Below are 24,918 nucleotides of genomic sequence, written 5' to 3'. Positions count from 1 at the left end.
AAATGAGGTCATTCAGTTGCCATAGCTGCCGGCGGATTGTCATCGATTTCGAAGAATTGCGGATATTCGGTATGGCCCGCCAGGCGGAGGGTTCTGGCCAGCCAGCGCCGCTGCGCCGCCCGCGTGACCGCAACCGCATTGTTGTAGAAGCGGCGCGAGTAGACGACCTTGGCCACCGCCGAGTCGAGCTCGTCCAGCAGATCGCCACCGCCGGGCGACTCCGCCAGCTTCTCCCTGAACCGCTCCTGGTCCACGACCGCGCGCAGGGTGCGCGACAGGTCGCTCTCGGCGTGCTCGCGCTCCTCCGGGCCCGCACTCCTGGCCTCGTGCGCCGCGGCGGCCAGCACCAGGGAGGTCGCGGGGTCGAGCAGGCGCGAGCCGGCCAGCTCCAGCACCACCGCCCTGCGCCGCATCAGCGCGGCGTCCAGCGACTCCTGGGCCAGCTCCAGCCGGATGTGCAGGCGGTCGAGCCGGCCCGCGCGCCAGGAGATGTAGACGGCCGTGAGCACCACGACGAGGCCCACGACCAGCACGATGATGGTGGATGTCACAGATCTTCCTCCACGCGCCCCGCCCCGCTCGTGGCGACCGTCTCGTAGACGCGTACGACGTCCCGCGCGACCGTCGACCAGTCGTACTTCCGCACCGCCACCAGCGCCTCGGCGGCCAGCTTGGCCCGCCGCTCGGGCGCGTCGAGCAGCGCGCCGGCCTCGCGCGCCAGCGAGCCGGCGTCGCCGTTGGCGAACAGCGCGCCCGCCTGCCCCTCGCCCAGCACCCTGCGGAAGGCCGGGATGTCGCTGCCCAGCACCGTCGCCCCGGACGCCATGGCCTCGGCCAGCACGATGCCGAAGCTCTCCCCGCGCGTGTTGGGCGCGCAGAACACATCGACCGAGTGGTAGGCGCGGATCTTGTCGGCCTCGCTCACCATGCCCAGCACGGTCACCCGGTCGTGGAACTCCTTCGGCACCCGCTCGTAGACGTCCTTGGCGTCGCCGGGCCCGGCCAGGAGCAGTTTCAGGCCCGGCCGCTCGGCCGCGAGGGTCCTGAACGCGTCGAGCAGGATCGGCAGGCCCTTGCGCTCCTCGTCCATCCGGCCGAGGAAGCCGATCGTGGCGCCGTCGGGCCCCCAGCCGTCGAGCGGCTCGGCGTCGGTGTAGCGGGAGACGGTGACGCCGTTGGGGATCAGCACGGCGTCGCCGCCGAACTGCTCGACCAGGCTCTTGCGGGCCGCGTCGGAGACCGCGATGCGGCCCATCAGCTTCTCCAGCGCGCTGCGCAGCAACGGCTCGGCCACCGCGATGGCCCGCGAGCGCGTGAACGACGCGTGGAACGTGGCCACGATCGGCCCCCTGGCCGCCCAGCAGGCCAGCACTCCCAGGCTCGGGATCAGCGGCTCGTGGATGTGCAGCACGTCGAACCCGCCCGTACGCACCCACCGCCGCACGCGCGCGGCCGACAGGAAGCCGAACGACATCCTGGCCACCGACCCGTTGTACGGCACCGGCACCGCCCGGCCCGCGCCCGTCACGTACGGGGGCAGCTCGTCGTCGTCGGCCGCCGGCGCGATCACCGACACCTCGTGCCCCTGCGCGATCAGCGCCTGGGCCAGGTCGTCGATGTGCTGCTTGACCCCGCCCGGCATGTCCCACGAGTAGGGGCAGACGATGCCGATCCTCATCGCGCGAGGTCTTCCAGCCAGAGCCGCTGCAACATGTGCCAGTCCTCCGGGTGCTCGGAGATGCCCTTCTCGAACACGTCGGTCAGCCCCTGCGCCACCGCCGCGACCTTCTCCTGCCGGGTGCCCTCGGCCGGGACCGGGACCTCCTCGTGGATGTGGATGCCCCAGTCGTCGCCCACGTTGTAGAGGATGGCCGGGAGCAGCGCGGCCCCCGTCTGCACGGCCAGCAGCGGCGGCCCGGCGGGGACCTTGGTGGTCGCGCCGAAGAAGCGCACCTCGACACCGCCCTTGGTCAGGTCGCGCTCGGCGGGCAGGCACACGACACCGCCCTTGCGCACGCGGGTGGCCAGCGTGCCGAAGTTGTGCCCGTCGCCGCCGGTCAGCGGCAGCACCTCCATGCCGAGGCCCTCGCGGAAGGCCACGTACCGGCGGAACAGCGACTCCGGCTTGAGCCGCTCGGCCACGGTCGTGAAGGGGTGGCCCACGCCCACCAGCCACGCCCCCGCCTGGTCCCAGTTGCCCATGTGGGGCAGCGCCAGCACCACGCCCCGCCCGGCCGCCACGTTGGCGTGGACGTGCTCGGCCCCGATGGTGTGGCTGCGCCGCACGATCTCCTCGACGCTCATCGACGGCAGCCGGAAGATCTCGTGGAAGTAGCGGAAGTACGAGCGCATGCCGGCCCTGCTGAGCTCGCGCATCTCGCGGCTGCCCGCGTCGAGCCCGGTCACTCTGGCAAGGTTGGACTCCAGGCGGCGTACGGACTTGCCCCGCCTGCTCCAGATCCGGTCGGCCAGGAAGCGGAAGACCGCGGCCGTCGGGCGCTCGGGCAGCAGCGGCACGAGCTTCCAGCCCGCCGCGAAGCCCGCGGCCACGACACGATCACCGAAGGACGCCTTGTCGCTCATCTCTCCCTCGTCTGCCGGTGGACGGCCACCACGCGCTGCCCCACGGTGAACACGCTGGCCGCGGCGAGCAGCCACATGCCCACGGGAAGAATGTACGGAACGCCGAGCCCCGCGAAACAGGCCGCGACGAGCGCGACGACCAGCCGCTCGGGCCGCTCGGCCAGCCCCACGTCGGCCGTGAGCCCGAGCCCCTCCGCCCTGGCCTTGGCGTACGACACCAGGGAGCCCGCGATCAGGCACACCAGCGTCACGGCCGCCATGAGCGTGTCGTGCTTGGAGATGAAGTAGAGGATCAGCCCGGCGAAGATGGCCGCGTCGGCCACCCTGTCGAACGTCGAGTCGAGGAACGCGCCCCAGGTGGAGCCGCCCTTCCCGCCGAGCCTCGCCACCACGCCGTCGAGCAGGTCGAACAGCACGAAGACGGTGATCGCGAGAGCGCCCCAGGTCAGCTGACCCAGGGGGAAGAAGAGCAGGGCGGACACGACCGTGCCGAGGGTGCCGATCGCCGTGACGGCGTTCGGGCCGATCCCGCGGCCGACGAGGGCCCTGCCCAGCGGGGTGAGTATCCGGGTCATGGCCGGGCGCAGGAGTTTGAGCATCGCGGTCCGATCGTAGGCCATGGAACGCCTGACAACTTTCTTTGCCCCACCCCCCTTGTGATATCCGCCACAGGGGTATTTGGTGAACACACCGCGTCCATGCGGTTTCCAGACACCCTCCGCTTGGGCGCGGTCGTTGGAATATCCGGCGACGTGGGAGGCTGTTGTGGCAGAGAAGAACACCGGTGGCACTGCGGGAGCCGCGGGCAGGGCACCCACGGCCGACAGGGCGGATGCGATACGCAATGTCGTGCTGGTCGGCCACTCAGGAGCGGGTAAGACGACCCTCGCCGAGCAGCTGCTGGCCGCGACCGGCACCGTCCAGCGCGCCGGCCGGGTGGAGGACGGCAACACGGTCAGCGACTTCGACGAGGTGGAGGTCCGTCAGCAGCGGTCGGTCAACCTCGCCGTGGCACCGCTGGTGCACAACGGTATCAAGATCAACCTTCTCGACACCCCCGGTTACGCCGATTTCGTGGGCGACCTGCGCGCGGGGCTGCGCGCGGCGGACGCCGCGCTGTTCGTGGTCTCCGCCTCCGAGGGGATCGACGGCCTCACCCAGATGCTGTGGGAGGAGTGCGCCCAGGTCGGCATGCCGCGGGCGGTGGTGATCACCAAGATCGACCACCAGCGGGCCGACTTCGACGAGGTCCTCGTGACGTGCCAGGACGTCTTCGGCGACGGTGTCGCGCCCCTTTACCTGCCCGTCATCACCAACGGCCACGTGAACGGCCTGATCGGGCTGCTGTCGCAGAAGTTCTACAACTACGCCACGGGCACCCGCACGGAGAAGGAGCCCGGGCCGGACTACGCGGCGCAGATCGAGGAGCGCCGTGGCGAGCTGATCGAGGGGATCATCCAGGAGAGCGAAGACGAATCGCTCATGGAGCGCTATCTCGAAGGCGAGCCCATCGACACCAAGGTCCTGGTTGAGGACCTGGAGAAGGCCGTCGCGCGCGGCAGCTTCTACCCGGTGCTGTGCAGCGGGCTCGGCGTCGGCGCGCCGGAGATCCTCGAGATCATGACCCAGGGCTTCCCCTCGCCCCTCGAACACCCGCTGCCCGAGATCACCGACCTGTCGGGCAAGCCGGTCAAGAACATCGCCTGCGACCCCGACGGCCCGCTCGTGGCCGAGGTCGTCAAGACCACCAGCGACCCGTACGTGGGCCGCATCAGCCTCGTACGCGTCTTCTCGGGCACGTTGCGCCCCGACATGACCGTGCACGTGTCCGGGCACGGCCTGGCCGACCGCGGGCACGAGGACCACGACGTGGACGAGCGCATCGGCACCCTGACCTGCCCGCTGGGCAAGCAGCAGCGTCCCGCGGCCAAGGGCGTCGCGGGCGACATCATCGCGGTCGCCAAGCTGTCGCGGGCCGAGACCGGTGACACCCTGTCCGAGGTCGAGCAGCCGCTCCTGATGACCGCCTGGGCCATGCCCGACCCGCTCCTGCCGGTGGCGATCAGGGCCAAGTCGAAGGCCGACGAGGACAAGCTGTCGCAGGCCCTGGCCCGGCTGGTGGCCGAGGACCCGACCCTGCGGCTGGAGAACAACGCCGAGACCAGGCAGCTCGTCCTGTGGTGCATGGGCGAGGCGCACACCGACGTGCTGCTCGACCGCCTGGCCAAGCGCCACGGCGTCGAGGTCGAGCGGGTCGACCTGCGGGTGCCGCTGCGCGAGACGTTCGGCGGCAAGTGCCAGGCGATGGGCCGCAACGTCAAGCAGACCGGCGGCCACGGCCAGTACGCGATCTGCCACCTCGAGGTCGAGCCGCTGCCGTCGGGCGGCGGGTTCGAGTTCGTGGACAAGATCGTGGGCGGCGTCGTGCCGCGGCAGTTCATCCCGTCGGTGGAGAAGGGCGTGCGGGCCCAGATGGAGCGGGGCGTCGTGGCCGGCTACCCGATGGTGGACGTGCGCGTCACCCTGTACGACGGCAAGGCGCACTCGGTCGACTCCTCCGACATGGCCTTCCAGATCGCCGGCCAGCTCGCGCTGAAGGAGGCGGCCGCGAAGGTGCCGACGCTGCTGCTGGAGCCGGTGGACGAGCTGTCGGTGCTCGTCGCCGACGACTACGTGGGGTCGGTGATGTCCGACCTGTCGTCGCGGCGCGGGCGGGTGCTCGGCACGGAGCCCGTCGGCACGGGACGTACGCTGGTCAAGGCCGAGGTGCCCGAGCTGGAGATCACCCGGTACGCCATCGACCTGAGATCCATGTCGCACGGCACCGGGACGTTCCAGCGGGCCTTCCTGCGCTACGAACCCCTTCCGCCGAACCTCGCGAGCAAAGTGGCCGTCACCGCGGACTGAGGCTGGACGGAGCCGGGAGGGCTTTGCTCCCTCCCGGCCCAGCCGTTTACTTTTGTCACAGAAGCATCACGAGTCGATTTCTTTTTTTCGTACCGAGCATGCCGGAGCAACTGCCACACTGGGTGGCATTATGCGAACTGGACGCCCACTCCTAGCCGCTGCTGCTCTCGCGGTCGTCACCACCTCCGCCGCCTACGTCTTCGGCCCCGGGGTCGGGGAGAGCCCAGCAGCGACCAAGAAGAAGACGGCCGTCGCCGCCGCACCCGACGCATCCGCCGCGGCCTGCAAGGCCGACGCCGGCTATCCCAAGCGCGAGCTGCGCGGGGTGTGGATCGCCACCACCCAGAACATCGACTGGCCCTCCAAGACCGGGCTCTCGCCCGATCGGCAGCGCGCCGAGTACGTCAAGATCCTCGACGGTGCCGCCAAGCGCAACCTCAACGCGGTCTTCGTCCAGGTCCGGCCCGCCTCCGACGCGCTGTACAAGTCGTCGCTGGAGCCCTGGACCCAATATCTGACGGGCACGGCCGGCAAGGACCCCGGCTGGGATCCGCTGCCGTTCCTCATCGACGAGGCGCACAAGCGCGGCATGGAGTTCCACGCCTGGTTCAACCCGTACCGCGCCTCCTACGGCGACAGCGCCGCCAAGCTCCCCGCCGGCCATCCGGCGCGCAAGCACCCCGACTGGACGATCAAGTACGGCGGCCGCCTCTACTACAACCCCGGCCTACCCGCCGTCCGCGACCACGTGACCAAGGTCATCACGGACGTGGTGTCCCGGTACGACATCGACGGGGTGCACTTCGACGACTACTTCTACCCGTATCCGGCGGCGGGGCAGAAGTTCGACGACGCGGCGGCGTTCGCGAAGTACGGCGACGGCAAGAAGCTCGCCGCCTGGCGGCGCGACAACGTCAACACGCTCGTCGCCCAGGTGGACAAGGCCGTCCACGACGCCAAGGGGTACGTCAAGTTCGGGATCAGCCCCTTCGGTATCTGGCGCAACAAGTCGAACGACCCGACCGGCTCGGACACTTCGGGCATGTCCGCGTACGACTCGATTTATGCGGACGCGCGCGCCTGGATCAAGTCGGGCACCGTCGACTACGTGCTCCCGCAGCTCTACTGGCCGCGCGGCCACAAGCTGGCCGACTACGACACGCTGGCGGCCTGGTGGTCCGACGAGGTCAAGGGCACGGACGTGCAGCTGTACATCGGCCAGGGGCTCTACCGGGTGGGCGCCAAGGACGACCGGGCCTGGACGAAGCCCGGCGAGCTGGCCGCCGAGGTGGGCGTCAACCGTGACCACAAGCAGGTCAAGGGCGAGGTCTACTTCAGCGCCAAGAACTTCCTGGACAACCCCCTCGGGTCCGTGGACCGCGTCGCCAAGAACCACTACTCCCGCCCCGCCCTGCTGCCCTTGATCAAGGAACGCGGCGGCTCCGCCCCTCCCGCCCCCGCCGGGCTCAAGGCCAACGGCACCCAGCTGTCCTGGAAGCCGTCCCAGGGGGCGCGGACGTACGCGGTGTACCAGGTGCCGAAGTCCGGCAAGGACTGCCACGGCACGGACGCCCGCAACCTGGTCGCCGTCGTGACGAGCCCGTCGTTCACGGCCGCGCCGGACGGGACCTACGCGGTCACGGCCGTGGACCGGCTCGGCCACGAAAGCAAGACCACCAAGGTCAAGACCCCGGCCCCCTGACGCCTCAACCCACCCGGCCCCGCCCCACGCGGGGCCGCACCACACCGGGCCCGCGCCGCCCCGGGCCCGCACCACGCGGAGAGCACGCCACATCGGCCCCGCACCACGCCGGAACCCGCACGCCGTCGAGTGCGCGCCACACCAGGGACGTGCCACACCGGATGCGCGTCACACCGGGGACGCCCTCAACGCCACGTCCCCGGCACCACCCCAAACCGCGCCGCGACGGCGAGACGTCGTACGGCGGAGCCCGGCGCAACGCGCACGGCGCCCAGCCAGGCCACCACAACCGCCCAGAGTGGGAAAAGCTCACCCGAATGAAACGGCGCACGTGATACATGCACCGCATGAGAGGGTAGTCGGGTCCGGTGGCGCCGGAACATGACCTTGCTCTACCGTGCCACGGAATCATTCGATCACGGAAGGTCATCGGGATGAGGCGCACGCTGGCCGTGCTGGCCGTGCTGGTCGGGCAGGTCCTGCTCGGCCAGGGACTGTTCACCGGCCCGGCCCAGGCCACGAAGGACGCGAGCGCGGGCCGGGTCGCGCTCATCGGCGTGTCCGGCCTGCACTGGAACGACATCACCCAGGCGGACTCCCCCAACCTGTGGGAGCTGGCCAGATCCAGCGCGATCGGCTCGCTGTCCATTCGTACCGTCGGCGGGGTGACCTGCCCCTACGACGGCTGGCTGACCGTGTCGGCGGGCACCAGGTCGGCGGCCGGGTACAGCTGCGGCGCGCCCCCCATGCCCGAGCAGCAGGGCGCGGGCGCTGTCATCCCCGACTACCGCTATCTCCTCGACGTGGCCGGGCAGCGCAACGCGGGCACGCTGGGCGAGTCGCTCAAGGCCGCCGGGCAGTGCTCGATCGCCATCGGCCCCGGCGCCGCGCTGGGCCTGGCCGACCGGCAGGGCGCGGTCCAGGAGTACCACTCCTCCCCGCTCCAGGTCGGCGCGCCCGATCTCGAACGGTGCCGGATGATCGCCATGGACGTGGACGACCTCGTCCGCCCCTACCTGACCAGCGGCAAGCTGGCCAAGGTGCCCGACCAGCTCAGCGCCGCCGAGCGGCGTGACGCGCTGAGGATGGCCGACGCCAAGGCGGGCGCGCTGCTGTCGGTCCTGCCCGCCGACACGACGGTGCTGCTCGCAGGCCTGTCCGACCACGGCTCCGTACCCCACCTGCGGGTGGCCGCGCTGCGCGAGCCCGGTGCGCAGGGCCACCTGCTCGGCGCGGCCTCCACCCGGCGCGAGGACATCTCGATCCTGCCCGACCTGACCTCCACGATCCTGACCAAGCTCGGGGTGCCGGTCCCGAGCACCGTGATAGGCGTTCCGCTGCAGGTCGGCGGGCCGGGCGCGACGTTCGAACAGCTCCAGCGGGCCGACGCCACCGCGCAGGCCATCCGCTCGATCAAGGGCATCTACTTCACGGTCGTGGCCGTGCTGCAGGTGCTGTTCTACGTGGTCGCGTTCCTGCTGCTGCGCCGCCGCAAGGGCCTGGCACCGGTACGTTTCGCGGCCGTCGCCCTCGCCTCCCTGCCCGTCTCCAGCTACCTGGTCAACCTGCTGCCCTGGTCGAGCCTGCCGCAGCTGGTGGCCGGGGTGCTCGGGTGGGCGGCGGCCGTCACGGCGGTGGCGTTCGCGGGGCCGTGGCGGCGATGGCCGCTGGGCCCGCTGGCGGTGGTGGCCGGGATCACCGCGCTCACGCTGGCGGGCGACCTGCTGACCGGTACGACGTTGCAGCTCAACAGCATCATGGGCTACAGCGCGGACGTCGGGGCCCGCTACTACGGCCTGGGGAACATCCCGTTCGCGCTCCTGGCCACCGGCACCCTGCTGGCCACCACGGTGATCGCGCACCGGTGGCCGGGCAAGGTGGGGCTGGCCGCGATCGTGCTGCTGGGGACGTTCGCGATGGTGCTCGGCGGCTCCGGGATGGGCAGCGACTTCGGCGGCGTGATCGCGTTCGTGCCGGGCATCGCGGTGACCGCGCTGCTGCTGGCGGGCAAGCGGGTCTCGCTGGTGAAGCTGGGCGCGTTCCTGGTGGCCGGCGGGTTGATCGTGATGACGTTCGCCTGGCTCAACTACCTGAAGCCGGCGGACGAGCAGACGCATCTGGGCAGGTTCGTGGGGCAGGTGCTGAGCGGTGAGGCGTTCGACGTCATCCTGCGCAAGCTGCAGGCCATGCTGGCCACCCTGCTCAGCCCCAACCTCATGCCGATCGTGATCGCGGCCGCCGCGTTCCTCGTCTACGCGATCCTGCGGCCCGAACAGGCGTCGGCCGGGGTGGTGCCCGCCGCGTTCGAGCACTCCCCCGCGCTGCGCGCCGGGCTGATCGGCACGCTCGTGAGCGGCGTGGTCGGGATGCTCGTCAACGACTCGGGCGCGGCCGTGCTGTCCATGGCCCTGGCGCTGGCCGTACCTCTGCTGCTGGCCACCGGCATCGGCGCGCTCCGGCGCGACCGCGAGCCGGTCACCGGCCCCGTGTCGTCGGACTTAGCGACCGCGACGAAGTAACGCGGCACCGGACGGAGTAGCCCGCCTCCCGGAAGCGGCCACGAACGTCCGGACAGCGGGCGCTGCCCCAGAGCGGGTCAGTCCCAGGCGTCGGCGAGCAGCTGGCGGGTGTCGCGGAGCAGCTGCGGCAGGACCTTGGTCTGGCCCACGACCGGCATGAAGTTCGTGTCGCCACCCCACCTGGGCACCACGTGCTGGTGCAGGTGGGCGGCGATGCCGGCGCCGGCGACGTGGCCGAGGTTCATGCCGACGTTGAAACCCTGCGCGCCGCTGGCCTTGCGCAGCGCGCGCAACGACTTCTGCGTGAACTCCCCCAGCTCGACCAGCTCGGCCGGCACCAGCTCGTCGTAGTCGGACACGTGCCGGTAGGGGACCACCATCAGGTGGCCGGAGTTGTACGGGTACAGGTTGAGCACGGCGTAGACCGTCTCGCCCCGGGCGACGATCAGGCCGTCCTCGTCGCTCATCTTGGGGATCGCGTCGAACGGGCACCCGTCATCGGGGCCGCTGCCCGTCGGTTTGTTCTCGCCCTTGATGTAGGCCATGCGATGCGGGGTCCACAGACGCTCGAAGTTGTCGGGGGACCCTGCCCCTGCCTGATCGTGCATACCTAGCAGCATAGGACCACGGACAAACGGCCCGCTCTTCCGGCACAATCCCAAGCATCGCCTACAGGAGGCCGCGATGAGTGACGCATTAGCCGAGCACGACTTAGCCGAGCACGACTCCCTGCCGACCGTCCACTCCATGCCGTCCGCCGACACCCCGTCCGCCGACACCCCCGACCCGGCCACGGACCCCGCTCCTGACCCGGTCGAAGACGTGAGCTCCGCACCCACCGGCGTACCACCCTCGGAGGCGCCCGCCTTCGGCGCCGTCGTCAAGGGCCGGATCAAGGTCGCCGACGAGGTGGTCGAGAAGGTCGCCGCCCTGGCGGCTCTCGAGGTGACCGGGGTCGCCGACCTGGGCGGCGACCTGGCGCGGGCCTTCGAGTCCGTACGCGACCGCATCGGCATCGGCTCCCGGCGCGCCAACCAGGGGGTCAGCGCGCAGATCCAGGACCGTACGGTGGCCGTGAGCGTGACCATCGTGGTGGAGTACGGGCACGTGGTGCTGGAGGTGGCCTCCGAGGTCAAGACGAACGTGGCCAGGAGCGTCAGCCACATGCTCGGGATGCGGGTCGCGGAGGTCAACGTGACGGTCGACGACGTCCGCCTCCCGGGCGAGCCCCGCCGCCCCCTCCGCGACACCTCCGACGACGACACTCACCCCTCCCCCCTCTAACGCCCCTCCACCCCCGTCTCCCTCCACCACCCTTGAGCCCATCAGCCGCGCCCTCGGGGTGATCGGGCGTTCCTGAGCACCGGCCCTCGCGGAGCGACCCGGCGCCTGCGGCAGCCCCCGGCCCCCAAGGGCGGCCCGGGCGCCGGAGGCGGCCCAATGCCGGAGGCGCGTCCAGCTGCGCCTCAGGCGGCCCGATCCCGAAGGCGGCCCGGTGACTGCCGCGCGTTCAGCTGCGCCTCAGGCGGCGGTGTCCTCGTCTGGGGCGGGTGCCCCGTCCGAGCGACCATCCATTCGGTGCGCATGCACCCGAAGGCGACGAGCCCCGGGCTTCGAGGGACGGCCGGGGCACCGCGTGAAGCCAACGCCCGCGCAGGCGCGCCTTTAGGGTGTGGGCCATGACCGATCAACTGGAGCCCATGCCCGACGACTGGCAGCGCGCCCTCGCCATCGTGGCCCACCCCGACGACCTCGAGTACGGCTGTGCCGCCGCCGTCGCCACCTGGACCGACCAGGGCCGCGAGGTCGCGTACCTGATCGTCTCCAGGGGTGAGGCGGGCATCGACACGCTCGCCCCGGCCGAGGCCGGGCCGGTGCGGGAACGGGAGGAGCGGGCCAGCGCGGCCGTCGTCGGGGTGACGAGCGTGGAGTTCCTCGACCACGCCGACGGGGTGATCGAGTACGGCACCGCGCTCAGGAAGGACATCGCCGCCGCGATCCGCAGGCACCGCCCCGAGCTGGTGATCACCCTGAACCCGGACGACACCTGGGGCGGAACGTACTGGAACACTCCCGACCACCGGGCCGTGGGCCGCGCCGTCCTGGACGCGGCCGGGGACGCGGGAAATAGGTGGATATTTCCGGATACGGAGGCAGCGCCCTGGGACGGCGTCCGCTGGGTCGCCGTCGCGGGCACCGACTCCCCCACCCACGCCGTGGACGTCACCGACGGCCTGGAGCGCGGCGTGCGCTCGCTCGTCGAGCACCGCGCCTACATCGAGGCGCTCACCGACCAGGACCCCGAGTCGTACGCCCGCGACCTCATCGAAGGCTTCGCCCACCAGGCGGCCGAGCGCTTCGGCGGCCGCCCCGCCATCACCTTCCGCCTGTTCACCCGATGACCCCCGAGCCGGCGGCCGGACGACGAAAAACGGCGGAGCCGTGAGACTCCGCCGTTCTCGTCACCGCGTCAGACCTGGACGCGCCGCTCCACGGCGTTGACGATCTCCGCCACGGCCTCCTCGATCGGGACGCCGTTCTTCTGCTCGCCGTTCCGGTAGCGGAACGACACCGCGCCGTTGGCGATGTCGTCGTCACCGGCCAGCAGCATGAAGGGAACCTTGGCCTTCTGCGCGTTGCGGATCTTCTTCTGCATCCGGTCGTCGGAGGCGTCGACCTCGATCCGGATGCCGCGCTCGCGCAGCTTTTTGGCGACGTCCTGCAGGTAGGACACGTGCGCGTCGGCGATCGGGATGCCCGTCACCTGCACCGGCGAGAGCCAGGGAGGGAAGGCGCCCGCGTAGTGCTCGGTGAGCACGCCGAGGAAGCGCTCGACGGAGCCGAACAGCGCCCGGTGGATCATGACCGGAGTCTGCCGGCTGCCGTCGGCCGCCTGGTATTCGAGGCCGAAGCGCTTGGGCTGGTTGAGGTCGAGCTGGATGGTGGACAGCTGCCAGGTGCGCCCGATCGCGTCCTTGGCCTGAACGGAGATCTTCGGGCCGTAGAAGGCCGCGCCGCCCGGGTCGTCGACCAGGTCCAGCCCCGACTCGGTGGCCACCTGGCGCAGCGCCTCGGTCGCCTCGTCCCACTCGGCGAGCTCGCCGATGAACTTGTCGGACTCGTCGCGGGTCGACAGCTCCAGGTAGAACTCGGGCAGGCCGAAGTCGCGCAGCACGCTGAGCACGAACCTCAGCAGCGACTTGATCTCATCGGCCATCTGCTCCCGGGTGGTATAGATGTGCGCGTCGTCCTGCGTCATGCCGCGCACCCGGGTCAGGCCGTGGACCACGCCCGACTTCTCGTAGCGGTAGACCGAGCCGAACTCGCACAGCCGCAGCGGCAGCTCGCGGTAGGACCGCCCGCGCGCCCGGAAGATCAGGTTGTGCATCGGGCAGTTCATCGGCTTGACCCGGTATTCGATGCCCTCCAGCTCGAACGCCGGGAACATGTCGTCGGCATACCACGGCAGATGCCCCGAGGTCTCGAACAGCGACGACTTGGTGATGTGCGGCGTGTTGACGAACTCGTAGCCCGCCTCCGCCTGCCGCCGGCGCATGTAGTCTTCCATCTCCTTGCGGATGATCCCGCCCTTGGGATGGAAGATCGGCAGGCCGCTGCCCAGCTCCGGCGGGAAGCTGAACAGGTCGAGCTCGACACCCAGCTTGCGGTGGTCGCGCTTCTCGGCCTCCTCCAGCAGCTTGAGGTAGTCGTCCTGCTTCTCGCGGGACTCCCAGGCGGTGCCGTAGATGCGCTGGAGCTGCGGGTTCTTCTCGCTGCCGCGCCAGTAGGCGCCGCCCGAGCGCATGAGCTTGAACGCCGGGATCGACCGGGTGGACGGCACGTGCGGGCCGCGGCACAGGTCCTTCCACTGCAGCTCGCCGGTCTTGGGGTCGAGGTTGTCGTAGATGGTGAGCTGCCCGGCCCCCACCTCGACCGACTCCTCGTCGGCGGCGCCGCCCTTGAGCCCGATCAACTCCAGCTTGTACGGCTCCGCCGCCAGCTCCTCGCGCGCCTCGTCGTCGGAGACGGGCCGGCGGGAGAACAGCTGCCCCTGCTTGACGATCTCCCGCATGCGCTTCTCGATGCGCTTGAGATCGTCGGGGTGAAAGGCCTGGGCGACGTCGAAGTCGTAGTAGAACCCGTTGTCCACGGGCGGCCCGATGCCCAGCTTGGCCTCGGGGAACAACTCCTGCACCGCCTGCGCCATGACGTGGGCGGTGGAGTGGCGGACGATGGCCCGGCCGTCCTCGCTGGAGACCTCGACCGGCTCGACCGCGTCACCCTCGGACAGCGGGTGCGCCAGGTCACGGAGCTCGCCGTTGACCCGGGCCGCGATGACCGAGCGGCCGTCGGCCTCGAGGGCCTCTCCGGCCGTCGTGCCGGCCGCGACCACACGCTCGGCTCCGGCGAGGGTGATGCGTAGCTCGGCTGACACGGTGACTCCCTTGGATCGCGCCCCGGCGCTCGGCACCGGAGCTGCTTCGATGGTGAACACCGATGCTATCGCGGGTCAAACCCAATATTTGTCAGCTCTTGCCGGGTCCCGTGGAACACGTTGCGGTCTAGCGGGCTGTGGACGTACTGATGAACGGCCCAGTCGCGCCAGGGTGACGGCACCGCGGGCTCCCCGCGCGGCTTGTCGGGGGCGGCGATCCATAACGGGTACTCGCCCAGGCCCGCGCAGTGTCCGCCACGCGCGAACGCCCGGAAGGTGTGGACGAGCGGCCGCGCGCCGCCGTGCCGTTCGACGTGGTGGCACCAGCGGCGCGCGTGGCGGGCGACCTGCTCGGGGCGCAGGCCGTCATCGGTCTCCAGGTCGAGGGCCACCAGGTCGCCGGCGCGTAACCCGCCCGCCGCGTCGATCGCGGCCAGGAAGTGGCGCGCCTGCTCGATCGGGTCGCCCCCGGGCCTGGCGCAGTGGTACGCGCCGCGGACGATCCGGCTCTCGCGCATGCCGGTCCAGTTGCGTTCGAACAGCTTGTCGGTGAAGTCGCCGCCCTCGGTGGCCTTGGCGAACGCGAAGGTCACCCCGTCCGCCGCGTGGCCGGCCCAGTCGACGGGCCCCTGCCAGTCGGACACATCAACGCCATGCAGCAAGCGATCTTCACCCCGCCGGAGAATTATGGAGATGTCTTGGGGTCAGCCCTTCGCCGCGCCGATCAACAGCGCCCGCGTGCGTTCCTTGCTCGCGAACACCGAGCCCACGAAGTCGGCCACACCGGCTTCCCGCAGCACGTCGAGCTTGGCCAGCACCGCGTCCTCGTCGCCCACGATGGCGACGTCTCCCGGAGTGGCCGCGCCTTCCCTGTCGAGCATCGCACGATATGAGGGGAGGTGTCCGTAGACAGCGAAGATCTCGTTCGCGCGGGCGACGGCGGCGGCGGGGTCGTCGGTGACGCAGATCGGCAGCGCACAGACGATCCTGGGCGCCTCGCGGCCCGCCTCGGCGGCGGCCGTGGTGATGGTGGGCGCCACGTGCTGGGCGACCGTCTTGGGGCCCGTCATCCACAGGACGGTGCCGTCGGCCACGGTGCCGGCCAGCTTGAGCATGCGCGGGCCGAGCGCGGCGACGAGCACGGGGAAGCCGCCGCCGGGCGTGGTGAGCCGCAGGTCGGCCTTGAGCGTCTCGCCCTCGTACTTGACGTGCTCGCCCCGGCTGAGCGGGAGCAGGATGTCCAGGTATTCCGACATGTGCCGGTACGGGCGCTCGAAGCTGTGGCCGTACATGCCCTCGATGACCATCTGGTGCGACAGGCCGATGCCGAGCGCGAGGCGCCCGCCGAGCGCGGCGTTGGTGGTCATGGCCTGCTGCGCCAGCACGGCCGGGTGGCGCGGGTAGGTCGGGACGACGGCGGTGCCGAGCTCGATGCCGGGCACCTGGCCCCCGGCGGCGGCCAGGGCGGTGAGGGCGTCGAGGCCGAAGATGTTGGAGAGCCAGGCCGAGGTGAAGCCGTCCTCCGCCGCCTGGGCGATCTGGGCGCGCAACCCGCCGATCGGGTCGTCTCCTTTGGGCTCTGTCAGATAATAACCGAATCGCATAGGAACCGAACTCCGTTCTAGTAATCGACGGAACTGTACCTTCCCACACCCGGCCGCGCCCATCCTCCGGCCGGAGGCGGATTTGTAAAGTGGCCTACATGACGCACGAACGCGCAGGACAGCCAGCCCAGCCCGCCGACCTCGTGGCCGTCGACAGGCTCGTGACCTCCTATTACGCGCTGCATCCCGATCCCGGTGACCCGGGGCAGCGGGTGGCGTTCGGCACGTCGGGGCACCGGGGGTCGTCGCTGAGGACGGCGTTCAACGAGGATCACATCCTGGCCACCACGCAGGCCATCTGCGAATACCGGCGGATGCAGGGCACCGACGGGCCGCTGTTCCTCGGCGTCGACACGCACGCGCTGTCGGAGCCCGCGCGGGTGTCCGCGCTGGAGGTCCTGGTCGCCAACGGGGTCCAGGTGCTGATCGACTCCCGCGACGGCTACACGCCGACCCCGTCCGTCTCGCACGCCATCCTGCGGCACAACCACGGCCGCACCACCGGGCTGGCCGACGGCATCGTGATCACGCCGTCGCACAACCCGCCGGGCGACGGCGGGTTCAAGTACAACCCGCCACACGGGGGTCCCGCCGACACCGACGCGACCACGTGGATCCAGGACCGCGCCAACCGGCTGCTGGCCGCCGGGCTGGAGAGCGTGCTGCGGGTCTCGTACACGAAGGCTCTGGAGGCGGCGGGGCGTTACGACTTCCTCGGGATGTACGTGGACGACCTGCCGTCCGTGGTGGACCTGGACGCGATCCGGGCGGCCGGGGTGCGCATAGGGGCCGATCCGCTGGGCGGGGCGAGCGTGGCGTACTGGGGGGAGATCGCGGAGCGGCACCGGCTCGACCTGACCGTGGTCAATCCGCTGGTGGATCCGACGTGGCGGTTCATGACGCTGGACTGGGACGGGAAGATCCGGATGGACTGCTCGTCGCCGTACGCGATGGCCTCTCTCATCGCCAATCGCGATAAGTACGACATTTCCACCGGAAACGATGCCGACGCCGACCGGCACGGCGTCGTCACCCCCGACGGCGGCCTGCTCAACCCCAACCACTACCTCGCCGTCGCCGTCTCCTACCTCTACACGCACCGCGACGGCTGGCCCGCGGCCGCCGGGGTGGGCAAGACGATGGTCAGCAGCGGGATCATCGACCGGGTCGTGGAGTCCATGGGGCGGCGGCTGTACGAGGTGCCGGTCGGGTTCAAGTGGTTCGTCCCAGGCCTGCTGGACGGGTCGCTGGGGTTCGGGGGCGAGGAGAGCGCGGGAGCGTCGTTCCTGCGGCGCGACGGGTCCGTCTGGTCCACGGACAAGGACGGGATCATCCTGGCGCTGCTGGCCTCCGAGATCCAGGCCGTCACCGGCAAGTCGCCGAGCGCGCACTACCGGGGGCTGGTCGAGCGGTTCGGGGAGCCCGCGTACGCCCGGGTCGACGCCCCCGCCACGCGCGAGGAGAAGGCGGTGCTCGCGAAGCTCTCGGCCGCGCAGGTGAAGGCGTCGTCGCTGGCGGGCGAGCCGATCACCGTCGTCCAGACCACGGCGCCCGGCAACGGGGCCGAGCTCGGCGGGGTGAAGGTCTCGACGGAGAGCGCCTGGTTCGCGGCGCGGCCGTCGGGGACGGAGGACGTCTACAAGATCTACGCCGAGTCCTTCCGCGGCCCCGACCACCTGGCCAAGGTGCAGGAGGAGGCCCGCTCGCTGGTCTCCGACGCCCTCGGCTGACCGCACGGCCTGGTGTCGGGGCGGCCTGGTGTCCAGTCGGTCCGGCGGCCGGGCGGGGTCAGCGGCCGGGGGCCAGCTCGGGGGCGGTGTCGGTGGTCATTCCGGTACGGCCGAGGTCGGCGCGGCGGCCGGCGGCCACCCCGTCCCGGTAGCCCGTACCGCTCGTCCTGGGCACGCTCACCCGGATGTCCGGATAGTGGGCGGACACCGCCCGCTCCACCTCGGCCCGGCGGTCGGCCAGGACGAGCGCGGCACCCGTACTGGCCTGCTCCGCCTGGGACTCCGCCACGCGCAGCAGCCGGTACACCTCGTCCGTGAACCCCAACAGCCACGACCGCCGGTACGCCCGCACGGCGGTCACGCCGTCGGGCACCCGCACCCGCGCCAGCCCGCTCGCCATCTGCAGCAGCAACGACGTGGCCAGCAGGTCGGCCCGCTCCAGATCGGCCGCGAACCCGAACACGTGCACCCGCTGCCCGCCCTCGCCCCGCCCGATGAGCAGGGGGCGGCAGCGCACGGCCTGCGCGACCAGACTGACCAGCCGGGCCTTCTCCCTGGCCCAGGGGTTGGGCAGGGTGACGACCCGGTCGCCGGGCGTCTGCCGGGTGCCCGCCGGGGGGAGCGAGTCGATGCCGTGCTTGGCCATCAACGCCGACGCGGCCGCCATGAACGTCGCCCGCTCGTGCTCGTTGTCGGTGCGTTCGGCCTTGGCCAGGAGTTTCCTGACGCGCTCGAGCGTGCGCTCCCGCAACCGCGCTCCCCCTACAACTTGGTGGTCAGCACCCGCCCGTCGTCCGCGATGGCGGGGAAGGCGCCCGTGTCGACGATGCCGTGCTGCTGGAACAGCGCCTCGATGAGGGCGTGCGCCTGCGGCTCGAGCTTCCACAGGGCACGATACTCGCGCGCCGTGGCCAGCGAGATGCCGATCTCGTGGGCGATGTCCACCGTACGCGGCACGATGCCCTTGGCGATCTGGCGGTCCCAGAACGCGCGGGCCTGGCGCATCAGCGCGGCCCGCTGGGCGGTGTCGACGACCTGCGGGGTGGTGTCGAGCACCTCGATGTCCTCGTCCTCCTCCTCGACGAGCTCGGCCAGCGCGGGCGGCAGCGCCGGGCGAGCGGGAACCGGCTGCTGCTCGGGCTCCGGCTCCCACGGCACGCGGGGGGCGGCGTCGATGAGGGCGGTGGTGTTGTAGAGGGCGGCGATCTGGGCCAGCAGCGCCTCCTGGCGGGCCTGGTTCACCGCCAGGCCGGTGTGCTCGACGGCCTGGTCCATGGCCTTGTCGAGCTTGGCCAGGGCCACGCGCATCTTGCGCTCGGAAGCCCCGTTGTCGCGCAGCGCTTTGGCCCGCTTGGCGGCCAGCGCGACCCTGGTCAGCCGGCGGTGGGCGTCGACCTCGCTCGCCGTACGGTCGCTGACCTCGGCCAGCCCGACCCGGACCAGCAGCCGCTCGGGCGTCAGACGCCAGTTGATGCGGCCGGTGCCACGGATGCGGTGCCGCTCGATGGCCATGCCGCGCTCCCAGAGCCAGGCGGCGACCAGCGGCGCGGCGAGCCTGAACACCGCCTCGGGCAGGCTGCGCGCGTCCATGCTGGACAGTACGGCGGTCAGGCAGGTCAGCGCCCACACGGCGATGCCGTCGATGCCGGCGGAGAAGTTCTCGCGCATGTTGCGGCGGGCCCGCACCGCGCTCGTGATGATCGCGACCTCGATGAACGCGAACAGCAGCAGCCGCAGCGGCCCGTCCAGGCCGAGCACGTCGCCGGAGAAGCGCCACATGCCCTGCGCGGACACGCCGGTGGCGATGGAGGCGGCGACGATGGTCAGCACGTCCTCGATGGGACGGGCGGCGACGTACCGGGAGACCAGCCAGGCGGTGGCCCGCCAGGCGATCCTCAGCACCAGGAACGCCAGCGCCAGCCCGGCCAGGCTCAGCAACGCGATGACGGCGGTGGCGAGCGGCTTCTCGGTGACGAAGGCTGCTATTTCCTCAAATGTCGGCATCTGTCACTATCCGTGGGGGCTCAAACTCCGGCTCTATGCGACGAGATCATCGCAGAATGTCGCCATCTTGTACGCCAAACGCCATCTGCCGCCCCATTTTGCCCCTGTTTCACTGCAGTTCCGACAACTTCCCCCACGCCCGGCCGGGCGTGTCGCCCGGGTGGGTTTCCCTCCGGGTGGCGCGGTCCAACGGCGCAACAACACGCGGAGCGTAACTACACCCCGCCCAAGCGCCCCGGAACGTCCCCGGACCGCACGCGGCGCGGGGGGACCGAAGGGGCGCACGGTCGAGCGACGTACGGTCCGGAGCATGACGGCACACGGCGCGGAGAGGGAGGGCACTCGGCACCGCAGGGGACGCAGTGGCGCCGAACGGCGTGCAGGCAAGCGACGTACGGTCCGGAGCGCGACAGCGCACGGGGCCGGAGGGCGCGCAACGGCGTGAGGGGCGAAGTGGCGCACCGGACCGGAGCGGCGTTCCGATCGGGGCGGCGTTCCGATCGGGGGCGGGGTGACGTTGGGGTTAGAGGCGTGGAGTGGGGGTGGTCGTGGGGCGGGGGTGGGCGCACAATGGGCCGCGAGGAGGGGATTGTGAGCAAGCGATCACGCAGACGCCGCGCTCTTCCCAGCGGCGCACCCGCCTGGATGCCCGGATACGGGCCCGGCGAGCCGCACTGGCCCGGCGAGAGGGATTTCCCGTTCGACGACCCGCCGGAGGGTGGCGAGGGTGGGGTGCGTGAGCCGCGCAGGCCCAAGCCCGCTCCGCCGGCGCTGTCGGCGGAGGCCCCGTTGCCCGAGCAGCTCCTGTACGCCCGCGACCGGACCGAGCCGTCGCCCGGTAAGGTGACCGGGGTTCTGGCTGGTCAGGATGCGTAGGACGGTCCTGTGAGGGAGGCGGTGGGGGCCGCGAGGGGGAGGGGAAATTCGTCCTTTTGGAGGGCAACATCCGCCGATCCGGGTGGGACCATCTACGGAGGGATTTATCCCAACATGGCGTGATGTATCCCAGCAGGACGGATATCGATGTCTGACAATGAGTTCCCCCTCGTCCAGTTCATGCGCGAAGGCTTCGACCCCGTGGGCGAGCTCGGACGGATCCGGGCCGAGCATCCGGTCTTCCCCATGGAGATCCCCGGCAGCCAGACCGTCTACCTCGTCACCCGCTGGGAGGACGTACGCGGCGTCCTGAGCGACCACGAACGCTTCAGCAACGACTTCGCCGGGGTGATCGGCCTGGGCTCCAACCAGGAGGACCCGGGCGGCCTGGGGTTCCGCGACCCGCCCGAGCACACGCGGCTGCGCAAGTACCTGACGCCCGAGTTCACCATGCACCGCCTGCGCAGGCTGGAGCCGCGCATCGAGGCGATGGTCGAGGAGCACCTGGACCGTATCGAGGCCAAGGGCTCCCCCGTGGACCTGGTGGAGGAGTTCGCGCTGCCGATCCCGTCGCTGGTGGTGTGCGAGCTGCTGGGCGTCCCGTACGAGGAGCGCGCCGACTTCGTGAAGATCAGCAAGGACCGGTTCGACTTCACGGCCGGGCCGGAGGCGTCGCTGCAGGCGATCAACGACGCCATGGCCTATCTGACCGACCTGGTCGCCCGGGAGCGGCAGAACCCCGGCGAGGGACTGCTCGGCCAGCTGCTGCGCCAGCACGGTGACGAGCTCGACGACCGTACGCTCGCCAGCATGGCCGACGGGCTGCTGACCGGCGGCCACGACACCAGCACCAGCATGCTCGCCCTCGGCACCCTGTGGCTGTTGCAGAACCCCGAGGAGGCCGCCAAGGTCCGCGAGGTCGACGGCTACATCAACGACGTCGTCGAAGAGCTGCTGCGCTACATGACGGTCGTGCAGGTGGCCTTCCCCCGGTTCGCCCGCGACGATCTGGAGCTGCACGGCGTACAGATCAAGAAGGGCGAGATGGTGCTCTGCTCGCTCACCGGCGCCAACCGCGACCCCTCCCTGGGCGAGGACATGGACCGGGTGCGGCCCGGCAGGGAGACGGCGGGCTCGCACATGGCGTTCGGCCACGGCATCCACCGCTGCATCGGCGCGCCGCTGGCGCAGATGGAGATGCGCATCGCCTTCCCCGCGCTGCTGCGCCGCTTCCCGGGGCTGCACGTCGCGGGCGAGGTGCCGTTCAGGGAACTCGCCATCGTGTACGGCGTCAAAGAGCTACCCGTCGCCTGGTAGAGCGGTTACGTTCGCAATGTGAACGAGCCTGTCATCGATCTGACCACGATCAGCGCCGTCCTGTTCGACACCGACGGCGTGGTCACCGACACTGCTCGGGGGCACGCGGCCGCCTGGAAGCACGTCTTCGACGCGTTTCTGCGCGGCCACTCGACACCGTTCGACATCCGGGACGACTATCTGCGGTACGTGGACGGCCGCCCGCGACTCGACGGCATCCGCACCTTCCTCGAGGCACGCGGCATCACGGTGCCCGAGGGTTCGCCCGACGACGAGCCCGGCGCGGCCACCGTGCACGGGCTCGGCCTGGCCAAGGACCAGATCTTCATGGCCCAGGTGGAGAAGTACGGGGTGGCCGCGTTCCCGTCCACGGTCTCGCTCCTGCACGAGCTGCGGCAGCGGGGCGCGCGTACGGCGGCCGTCTCCGCCAGCCTGCACGGTCGCAAGCTGGTCACGTCGGCCGGTGTGCTGCACCTGTTCGACCTGGTGGTGGACGGCAACGACGCGGCCCTGATGAACCTGCCCGGCAAGCCCGACCCCGCCCTCTTCCTGGAGGCGGCGCGCCGGCTGGCGCTGCCCGCCGTCAGAGCCGCGGTGGTGGACGCGGCGCTGCCCGGGGTGGAGGCGGGCGAGAAGGGCGGGTTCGGGCTGGTCGTCGCGGTCGCCAGGGACGGGGCCGAGGCGGCGGAGCTGCGCGCGGCGGGGGCCGAGGTCGTGGTGTCCGACCTGGGCGAGCTGGCGGTCCGCGGCCGGGTCCCGCCCACGATGGCGTGACCCAGGCCAGGTGATCCCACCCCGGGCCAGGGATCCCGTCCCGAAGGCGTGACCCAGGCCAGGTGATCCCGCCCCGGGCCAGGGGATCCCGTCCCGACGGCGTGAGCGCGGGTCGGGGGGAGCGGCTCTACCCTTGACGGCGTGACCGTTCTCATCGACCCGCCCAACTGGCCCGGGCCGCGCGGCCTGATGTGGTCGCATCTGGTCAGCGACCGCTCGCTGGAGGAGTTGCACGACTTCGCCTCGCGGCTGGGAGTGCCGGAGCGGGCCTTCGACCGGGATCACTACGACGTGCCGGAGACCGTGCATGCCAGGGCGGTGGAGCTGGGGGCCGAGGCGGTCACCTCGCGCGAGCTGCTCCTGCGGCTGATCGAGTCCGGCCTGCGCCGCCGCAAGCGCCGCTGACTCGTCAACAGCGCCGCCGATCCGGCTCCCACGACGACCCGTCGCCAGTGCCGCAAGCGCCGCCGGCCGGGCCCCTGCTACGACGCGTCGTGGCCCGGCGTGAGCGAGGCCAGCTCGCGTGTCATGTTCGACCGTGCCTGCTCTTCCCACAGTTCGCGGGCGCGTTCGGTCCGGTAGAGGCGCGGTACGGCCAGCAGGCGGCGCAGCACCTCGGCCCGTCCCGCCCTGAACAGGTCGTCGGGCACGTGGGCGTACTCCTGCCGGATCCGCCCCGCGTAGTCGTCGTATCCGGGCAGCCCGAGCACGGCCAGGTCGGCGTCGCACAGGACGGCGCCGTCGCGGTCCCCGTCGGCCAGCCTGTCGTGGGCGGCGGTGAGGCGTACCAGCCTGATCACTTCGGCGACCCGTGCGGCGGGCACTCCGCACCTGGGCAGCCTGGACTGCGCGAGCTGGGCGCTGCGCTCCTCGTCCAGGCCCGGCCGCCCGTCGTAGACGGCGTCGTGGAACCAGGCGGCCAGGCGCACGGCGGTCAGGTCGTCCGCCGTGGCCGCGAGCCGGGCGATCCCGGCGAGCACGACGGCCAGGTGGTCGAGGGTGTGGTAGCGGCGGTGCGGCTCGGACCAGCGGGCGATCAGCTCGGCCCCCGTGGCGAGGGACGCGGGCGAGTCCCCCGCGAGCACCGCCCAGTCCAGTCCCAGCGCCGCCGGGTCCCCCTCCGGCACCGCCCGGTCCCGCCCAGAGGCCGCCGAGCCCCCGGTGGGAGCCGCCGGGTCCTCCGCGGGAGCCGTCGAGTCGTCGATCACGCCCTCACCGTACCTTTTGGTAACGTCCAAGACATCGACGGGAACGCGAAGGAACCCCGGCGCCTGCCCCGGTGGCGGGAGCTGCGGGCCGTCGTGCCTGGCCGCCCGCGGCTGTCCAGGGCGCGCCGGGTGGCCGACGCCGCCGACATCGCCGATCTCCGGCTGCTCGCCAGGAGACGCGCCCCGCACATGGTGTTCGACTATGTGGACGGCGCGGCCGAGGGCGAGCTGTCGATGGCCAGGGCGGTGGAGGCGTTCCGGCGGGTGGAGTTCAGCCCGCGGGTCCTGCGCGATGTGTCGCGGGCCCCGACCGCGGTCGAGATCCTGGGCAGGCGGGTCGCGATGCCGGTCGTGCTCGGCCCCACCGGGTTCACCCGGATGATGCACCGCGAGGGCGAGCGGGCCGTGGCCAGGGCGGCCGAGCGCGCGGACGTCCCCTACACGCTGTCCACCATGGGCACCACGACGGCCGCCGATGTGGCCGCCGCCGCGCCCGGCGGGTGGAACTGGTTCCAGCTGTACGTGGTCCGCGACCGCGCGCGCAACCTGGAGACGCTCGCCCTGGCCCGCGAGGCGGGCATGGACGTGCTGGTCGTGACCGTCGACGTGCCGGTGGCGGGGGCGCGGCTGCGCGACGTGCGGCACGGCCTGACGGTCCCGCCGTCCCTGCGCTGGCGCAGCGCGCTGCAGGCGCTGCGGCACCCGGCGTGGTGGTTCGACTTCCTCACCAGCGAGCCGCTGAGGTTCGCCACCATCGAGGGCGCCCCCGACGACCTGCCCGGGCTCACGAACCTGATGTTCGACCCCTCGGTGACCATGGACGACCTCGAGTGGATCCGCTCGGCGTGGCAGGGACGGCTGCTGGTCAAGGGCGTGCAGCGGGTGGACGACGCCAAGGACCTGACCGCCCTCGGGGTGGACGGCCTGGTGGTGTCCAACCACGGCGGGCGGCAGCTCGACCGCGCCGCCACACCGCTGGAGCTGCTGCCCCAGGTCGTTGCCGCCGTGGGCGATCGCACGGAGGTGTTCCTGGACGGAGGCGTCCGCAACGGGGCCGACGTCGCCGCCGCGGTCGCGCTCGGCGCGCGGGCCTGCTTCATCGGCCGGGCCTACCTGTACGGCCTGATGGCGGGCGGCGAGGCCGGGGTGCGGCGGGCGCTGGACCTGCTGCGCGCGGAGCTCGTACGCACCCTTCAGCTGCTCGGCGCCGGCGGAATCGACGGACTCACCCCCGACATGGTGCACATCAGGGCTTGATC

At 71.4% G+C, this 24,918-nt stretch carries 22 protein-coding genes; 11 read left to right on the top strand and 11 right to left on the bottom strand.

Features of this window, described 5'->3' with window-relative positions:
• Positions 1–8: 8 nt before the first annotated feature.
• The 4 genes from ABZX61_RS26170 to pgsA are packed head-to-tail and all read right to left on the bottom strand — an operon-like array spanning position 9 to position 3,203.
• Positions 9–551 (bottom strand): hypothetical protein, encoded by a 543-nt coding sequence (locus ABZX61_RS26170; RefSeq protein ID WP_355198438.1) that lies wholly within the window; start codon positions 549–551, stop codon positions 9–11.
• Positions 548–1,678 carry a glycosyltransferase family 4 protein gene (locus ABZX61_RS26165; RefSeq protein WP_350727162.1) on the bottom strand — a complete coding sequence of 377 codons (1,131 nt, stop codon included), beginning with the start codon at positions 1,676–1,678 and terminating at the stop codon, positions 548–550. The genes ABZX61_RS26170 and ABZX61_RS26165 overlap by 4 nt, the downstream gene beginning before the upstream one ends.
• Positions 1,675–2,583 carry a phosphatidylinositol mannoside acyltransferase gene (locus ABZX61_RS26160; protein ID WP_350727161.1) on the bottom strand — a complete coding sequence of 303 codons (909 nt, stop codon included), beginning with the start codon at positions 2,581–2,583 and terminating at the stop codon, positions 1,675–1,677. The genes ABZX61_RS26165 and ABZX61_RS26160 overlap by 4 nt, the downstream gene beginning before the upstream one ends.
• Positions 2,580–3,203, bottom strand: a complete 624-nt coding sequence (gene pgsA, locus ABZX61_RS26155) for a phosphatidylinositol phosphate synthase (RefSeq protein WP_350727160.1) — start codon at positions 3,201–3,203, stop codon at positions 2,580–2,582. The genes ABZX61_RS26160 and pgsA overlap by 4 nt, the downstream gene beginning before the upstream one ends.
• Before the next feature lie 145 nt (positions 3,204–3,348).
• Here pgsA and ABZX61_RS26150 point away from each other — a divergent pair, with 145 nt between their 5' ends.
• The 3 genes from ABZX61_RS26150 to ABZX61_RS26140 all read left to right on the top strand — a co-directional run bounded on the left by ABZX61_RS26150 (position 3,349) and on the right by ABZX61_RS26140 (position 9,711).
• Positions 3,349–5,490 carry an elongation factor G-like protein EF-G2 gene (locus ABZX61_RS26150; protein ID WP_355198435.1) on the top strand — a complete coding sequence of 714 codons (2,142 nt, stop codon included), beginning with the start codon at positions 3,349–3,351 and terminating at the stop codon, positions 5,488–5,490.
• A gap of 130 nt (positions 5,491–5,620) precedes the next feature.
• Entirely contained in the window at positions 5,621–7,192 is a 1,572-nt protein-coding gene (locus tag ABZX61_RS26145) for a family 10 glycosylhydrolase (protein ID WP_355198433.1), read from the top strand.
• A 434-nt stretch (positions 7,193–7,626) separates the two neighbouring features.
• A complete protein-coding gene (locus tag ABZX61_RS26140; protein WP_355198431.1) occupies positions 7,627–9,711 on the top strand; it encodes a hypothetical protein in 2,085 nt (694 codons plus the stop codon).
• 77 nt (positions 9,712–9,788) lie between these two features.
• Here ABZX61_RS26140 and ABZX61_RS26135 read toward each other — a convergent pair whose 3' ends face one another.
• Entirely contained in the window at positions 9,789–10,319 is a 531-nt protein-coding gene (locus ABZX61_RS26135) for an HIT domain-containing protein (protein WP_350727156.1), read from the bottom strand.
• 76 nt (positions 10,320–10,395) lie between these two features.
• Between ABZX61_RS26135 and ABZX61_RS26130 the strand changes: the two genes are divergently transcribed.
• Together ABZX61_RS26130 and ABZX61_RS26125 are read left to right on the top strand one after the other, a co-directional pair.
• Positions 10,396–10,995: an Asp23/Gls24 family envelope stress response protein gene (locus tag ABZX61_RS26130; RefSeq protein WP_355198429.1), complete on the top strand. Its 600-nt coding sequence runs from the start codon at positions 10,396–10,398 to the stop codon at positions 10,993–10,995.
• A 395-nt stretch (positions 10,996–11,390) separates the two neighbouring features.
• A complete protein-coding gene (locus ABZX61_RS26125) occupies positions 11,391–12,113 on the top strand; it encodes a PIG-L deacetylase family protein (RefSeq protein WP_355198427.1) in 723 nt (240 codons plus the stop codon).
• A gap of 68 nt (positions 12,114–12,181) precedes the next feature.
• On the opposite strand, the gene thrS is transcribed toward ABZX61_RS26125, so the two are convergent.
• The 3 genes from thrS to ABZX61_RS26110 are packed head-to-tail and all read right to left on the bottom strand — an operon-like array spanning position 12,182 to position 15,750.
• A complete protein-coding gene (gene thrS / locus ABZX61_RS26120) occupies positions 12,182–14,182 on the bottom strand; it encodes a threonine--tRNA ligase (RefSeq protein ID WP_355198586.1) in 2,001 nt (666 codons plus the stop codon).
• Between the two features lie 29 nt (positions 14,183–14,211).
• Complete coding sequence (locus ABZX61_RS26115) at positions 14,212–14,790, bottom strand: glycoside hydrolase family 25 protein (protein ID WP_355198425.1); 579 nt, start codon at positions 14,788–14,790, stop codon at positions 14,212–14,214.
• Between the two features lie 60 nt (positions 14,791–14,850).
• Complete coding sequence (locus ABZX61_RS26110) at positions 14,851–15,750, bottom strand: TIGR03564 family F420-dependent LLM class oxidoreductase (RefSeq protein WP_355198423.1); 900 nt, start codon at positions 15,748–15,750, stop codon at positions 14,851–14,853.
• 98 nt (positions 15,751–15,848) lie between these two features.
• On the opposite strand from ABZX61_RS26110, the gene pgm reads away from it, so the two are divergent.
• Positions 15,849–17,480 carry a phosphoglucomutase (alpha-D-glucose-1,6-bisphosphate-dependent) gene (gene pgm / locus ABZX61_RS26105; RefSeq protein WP_355198421.1) on the top strand — a complete coding sequence of 544 codons (1,632 nt, stop codon included), beginning with the start codon at positions 15,849–15,851 and terminating at the stop codon, positions 17,478–17,480.
• 58 nt (positions 17,481–17,538) lie between these two features.
• Here pgm and ABZX61_RS26100 read toward each other — a convergent pair whose 3' ends face one another.
• On the bottom strand, positions 17,539–18,231 hold the full coding sequence (locus tag ABZX61_RS26100; protein WP_355198419.1) for a DUF2786 domain-containing protein: 693 nt from the start codon (positions 18,229–18,231) through the stop codon (positions 17,539–17,541).
• Positions 18,232–18,242: 11 nt separating this feature from the next.
• Positions 18,243–19,484, bottom strand: a complete 1,242-nt coding sequence (locus tag ABZX61_RS26095; protein WP_350727149.1) for a hypothetical protein — start codon at positions 19,482–19,484, stop codon at positions 18,243–18,245.
• 591 nt (positions 19,485–20,075) lie between these two features.
• On the opposite strand from ABZX61_RS26095, the gene ABZX61_RS26090 reads away from it, so the two are divergent.
• From ABZX61_RS26090 to ABZX61_RS26075, 4 genes are all read left to right on the top strand, one after another.
• On the top strand, positions 20,076–20,360 hold the full coding sequence (locus tag ABZX61_RS26090; protein WP_355198417.1) for a hypothetical protein: 285 nt from the start codon (positions 20,076–20,078) through the stop codon (positions 20,358–20,360).
• 147 nt (positions 20,361–20,507) lie between these two features.
• Positions 20,508–21,677 carry a cytochrome P450 gene (locus ABZX61_RS26085; protein ID WP_355198415.1) on the top strand — a complete coding sequence of 390 codons (1,170 nt, stop codon included), beginning with the start codon at positions 20,508–20,510 and terminating at the stop codon, positions 21,675–21,677.
• Between the two features lie 18 nt (positions 21,678–21,695).
• Positions 21,696–22,451, top strand: coding sequence for an HAD family hydrolase (locus ABZX61_RS26080; RefSeq protein ID WP_350727146.1), 756 nt, complete (start codon positions 21,696–21,698; stop codon positions 22,449–22,451).
• Positions 22,452–22,592: 141 nt separating this feature from the next.
• Entirely contained in the window at positions 22,593–22,856 is a 264-nt protein-coding gene (locus tag ABZX61_RS26075) for a DUF4031 domain-containing protein (RefSeq protein ID WP_350727145.1), read from the top strand.
• Positions 22,857–22,933: 77 nt separating this feature from the next.
• On the opposite strand, the gene ABZX61_RS26070 is transcribed toward ABZX61_RS26075, so the two are convergent.
• Positions 22,934–23,659 carry a metal-dependent phosphohydrolase gene (locus tag ABZX61_RS26070; RefSeq protein ID WP_355198413.1) on the bottom strand — a complete coding sequence of 242 codons (726 nt, stop codon included), beginning with the start codon at positions 23,657–23,659 and terminating at the stop codon, positions 22,934–22,936.
• Between the two features lie 93 nt (positions 23,660–23,752).
• On the opposite strand from ABZX61_RS26070, the gene ABZX61_RS26065 reads away from it, so the two are divergent.
• A complete protein-coding gene (locus ABZX61_RS26065) occupies positions 23,753–24,916 on the top strand; it encodes an alpha-hydroxy acid oxidase (protein WP_355198411.1) in 1,164 nt (387 codons plus the stop codon).
• Positions 24,917–24,918: the final 2 nt, after the last annotated feature.

This window comes from Nonomuraea sp. NPDC003709 (assembly GCF_040610775.1).
Classification (GTDB): domain Bacteria; phylum Actinomycetota; class Actinomycetes; order Streptosporangiales; family Streptosporangiaceae; genus Nonomuraea; species Nonomuraea angiospora_A.
This window is presented reverse-complemented; position numbering and strand designations above follow the sequence as displayed.

What these genes read in the sequence shown, in the direction of transcription:
- ABZX61_RS26135 (WP_350727156.1), bottom strand. Translation starts at nt 10,319, where the DNA reads ATGCACGATCAGGCAGGGGCAGGGTCCCCCGACAACTTCGAGCGTCTG.
- ABZX61_RS26130 (WP_355198429.1), top strand. Translation starts at nt 10,396, where the DNA reads ATGAGTGACGCATTAGCCGAGCACGACTTAGCCGAGCACGACTCCCTG.
- ABZX61_RS26125 (WP_355198427.1), top strand. Translation starts at nt 11,391, where the DNA reads ATGACCGATCAACTGGAGCCCATGCCCGACGACTGGCAGCGCGCCCTC.
- ABZX61_RS26095 (WP_350727149.1), bottom strand. Translation starts at nt 19,484, where the DNA reads ATGCCGACATTTGAGGAAATAGCAGCCTTCGTCACCGAGAAGCCGCTC.
- ABZX61_RS26140 (WP_355198431.1), top strand. Translation starts at nt 7,627, where the DNA reads ATGAGGCGCACGCTGGCCGTGCTGGCCGTGCTGGTCGGGCAGGTCCTG.
- ABZX61_RS26165 (WP_350727162.1), bottom strand. Translation starts at nt 1,678, where the DNA reads ATGAGGATCGGCATCGTCTGCCCCTACTCGTGGGACATGCCGGGCGGG.
- ABZX61_RS26085 (WP_355198415.1), top strand. Translation starts at nt 20,508, where the DNA reads ATGTCTGACAATGAGTTCCCCCTCGTCCAGTTCATGCGCGAAGGCTTC.
- ABZX61_RS26160 (WP_350727161.1), bottom strand. Translation starts at nt 2,583, where the DNA reads ATGAGCGACAAGGCGTCCTTCGGTGATCGTGTCGTGGCCGCGGGCTTC.
- ABZX61_RS26145 (WP_355198433.1), top strand. Translation starts at nt 5,621, where the DNA reads ATGCGAACTGGACGCCCACTCCTAGCCGCTGCTGCTCTCGCGGTCGTC.
- ABZX61_RS26110 (WP_355198423.1), bottom strand. Translation starts at nt 15,750, where the DNA reads ATGCGATTCGGTTATTATCTGACAGAGCCCAAAGGAGACGACCCGATC.
- pgm (WP_355198421.1), top strand. Translation starts at nt 15,849, where the DNA reads ATGACGCACGAACGCGCAGGACAGCCAGCCCAGCCCGCCGACCTCGTG.
- pgsA (WP_350727160.1), bottom strand. Translation starts at nt 3,203, where the DNA reads ATGGCCTACGATCGGACCGCGATGCTCAAACTCCTGCGCCCGGCCATG.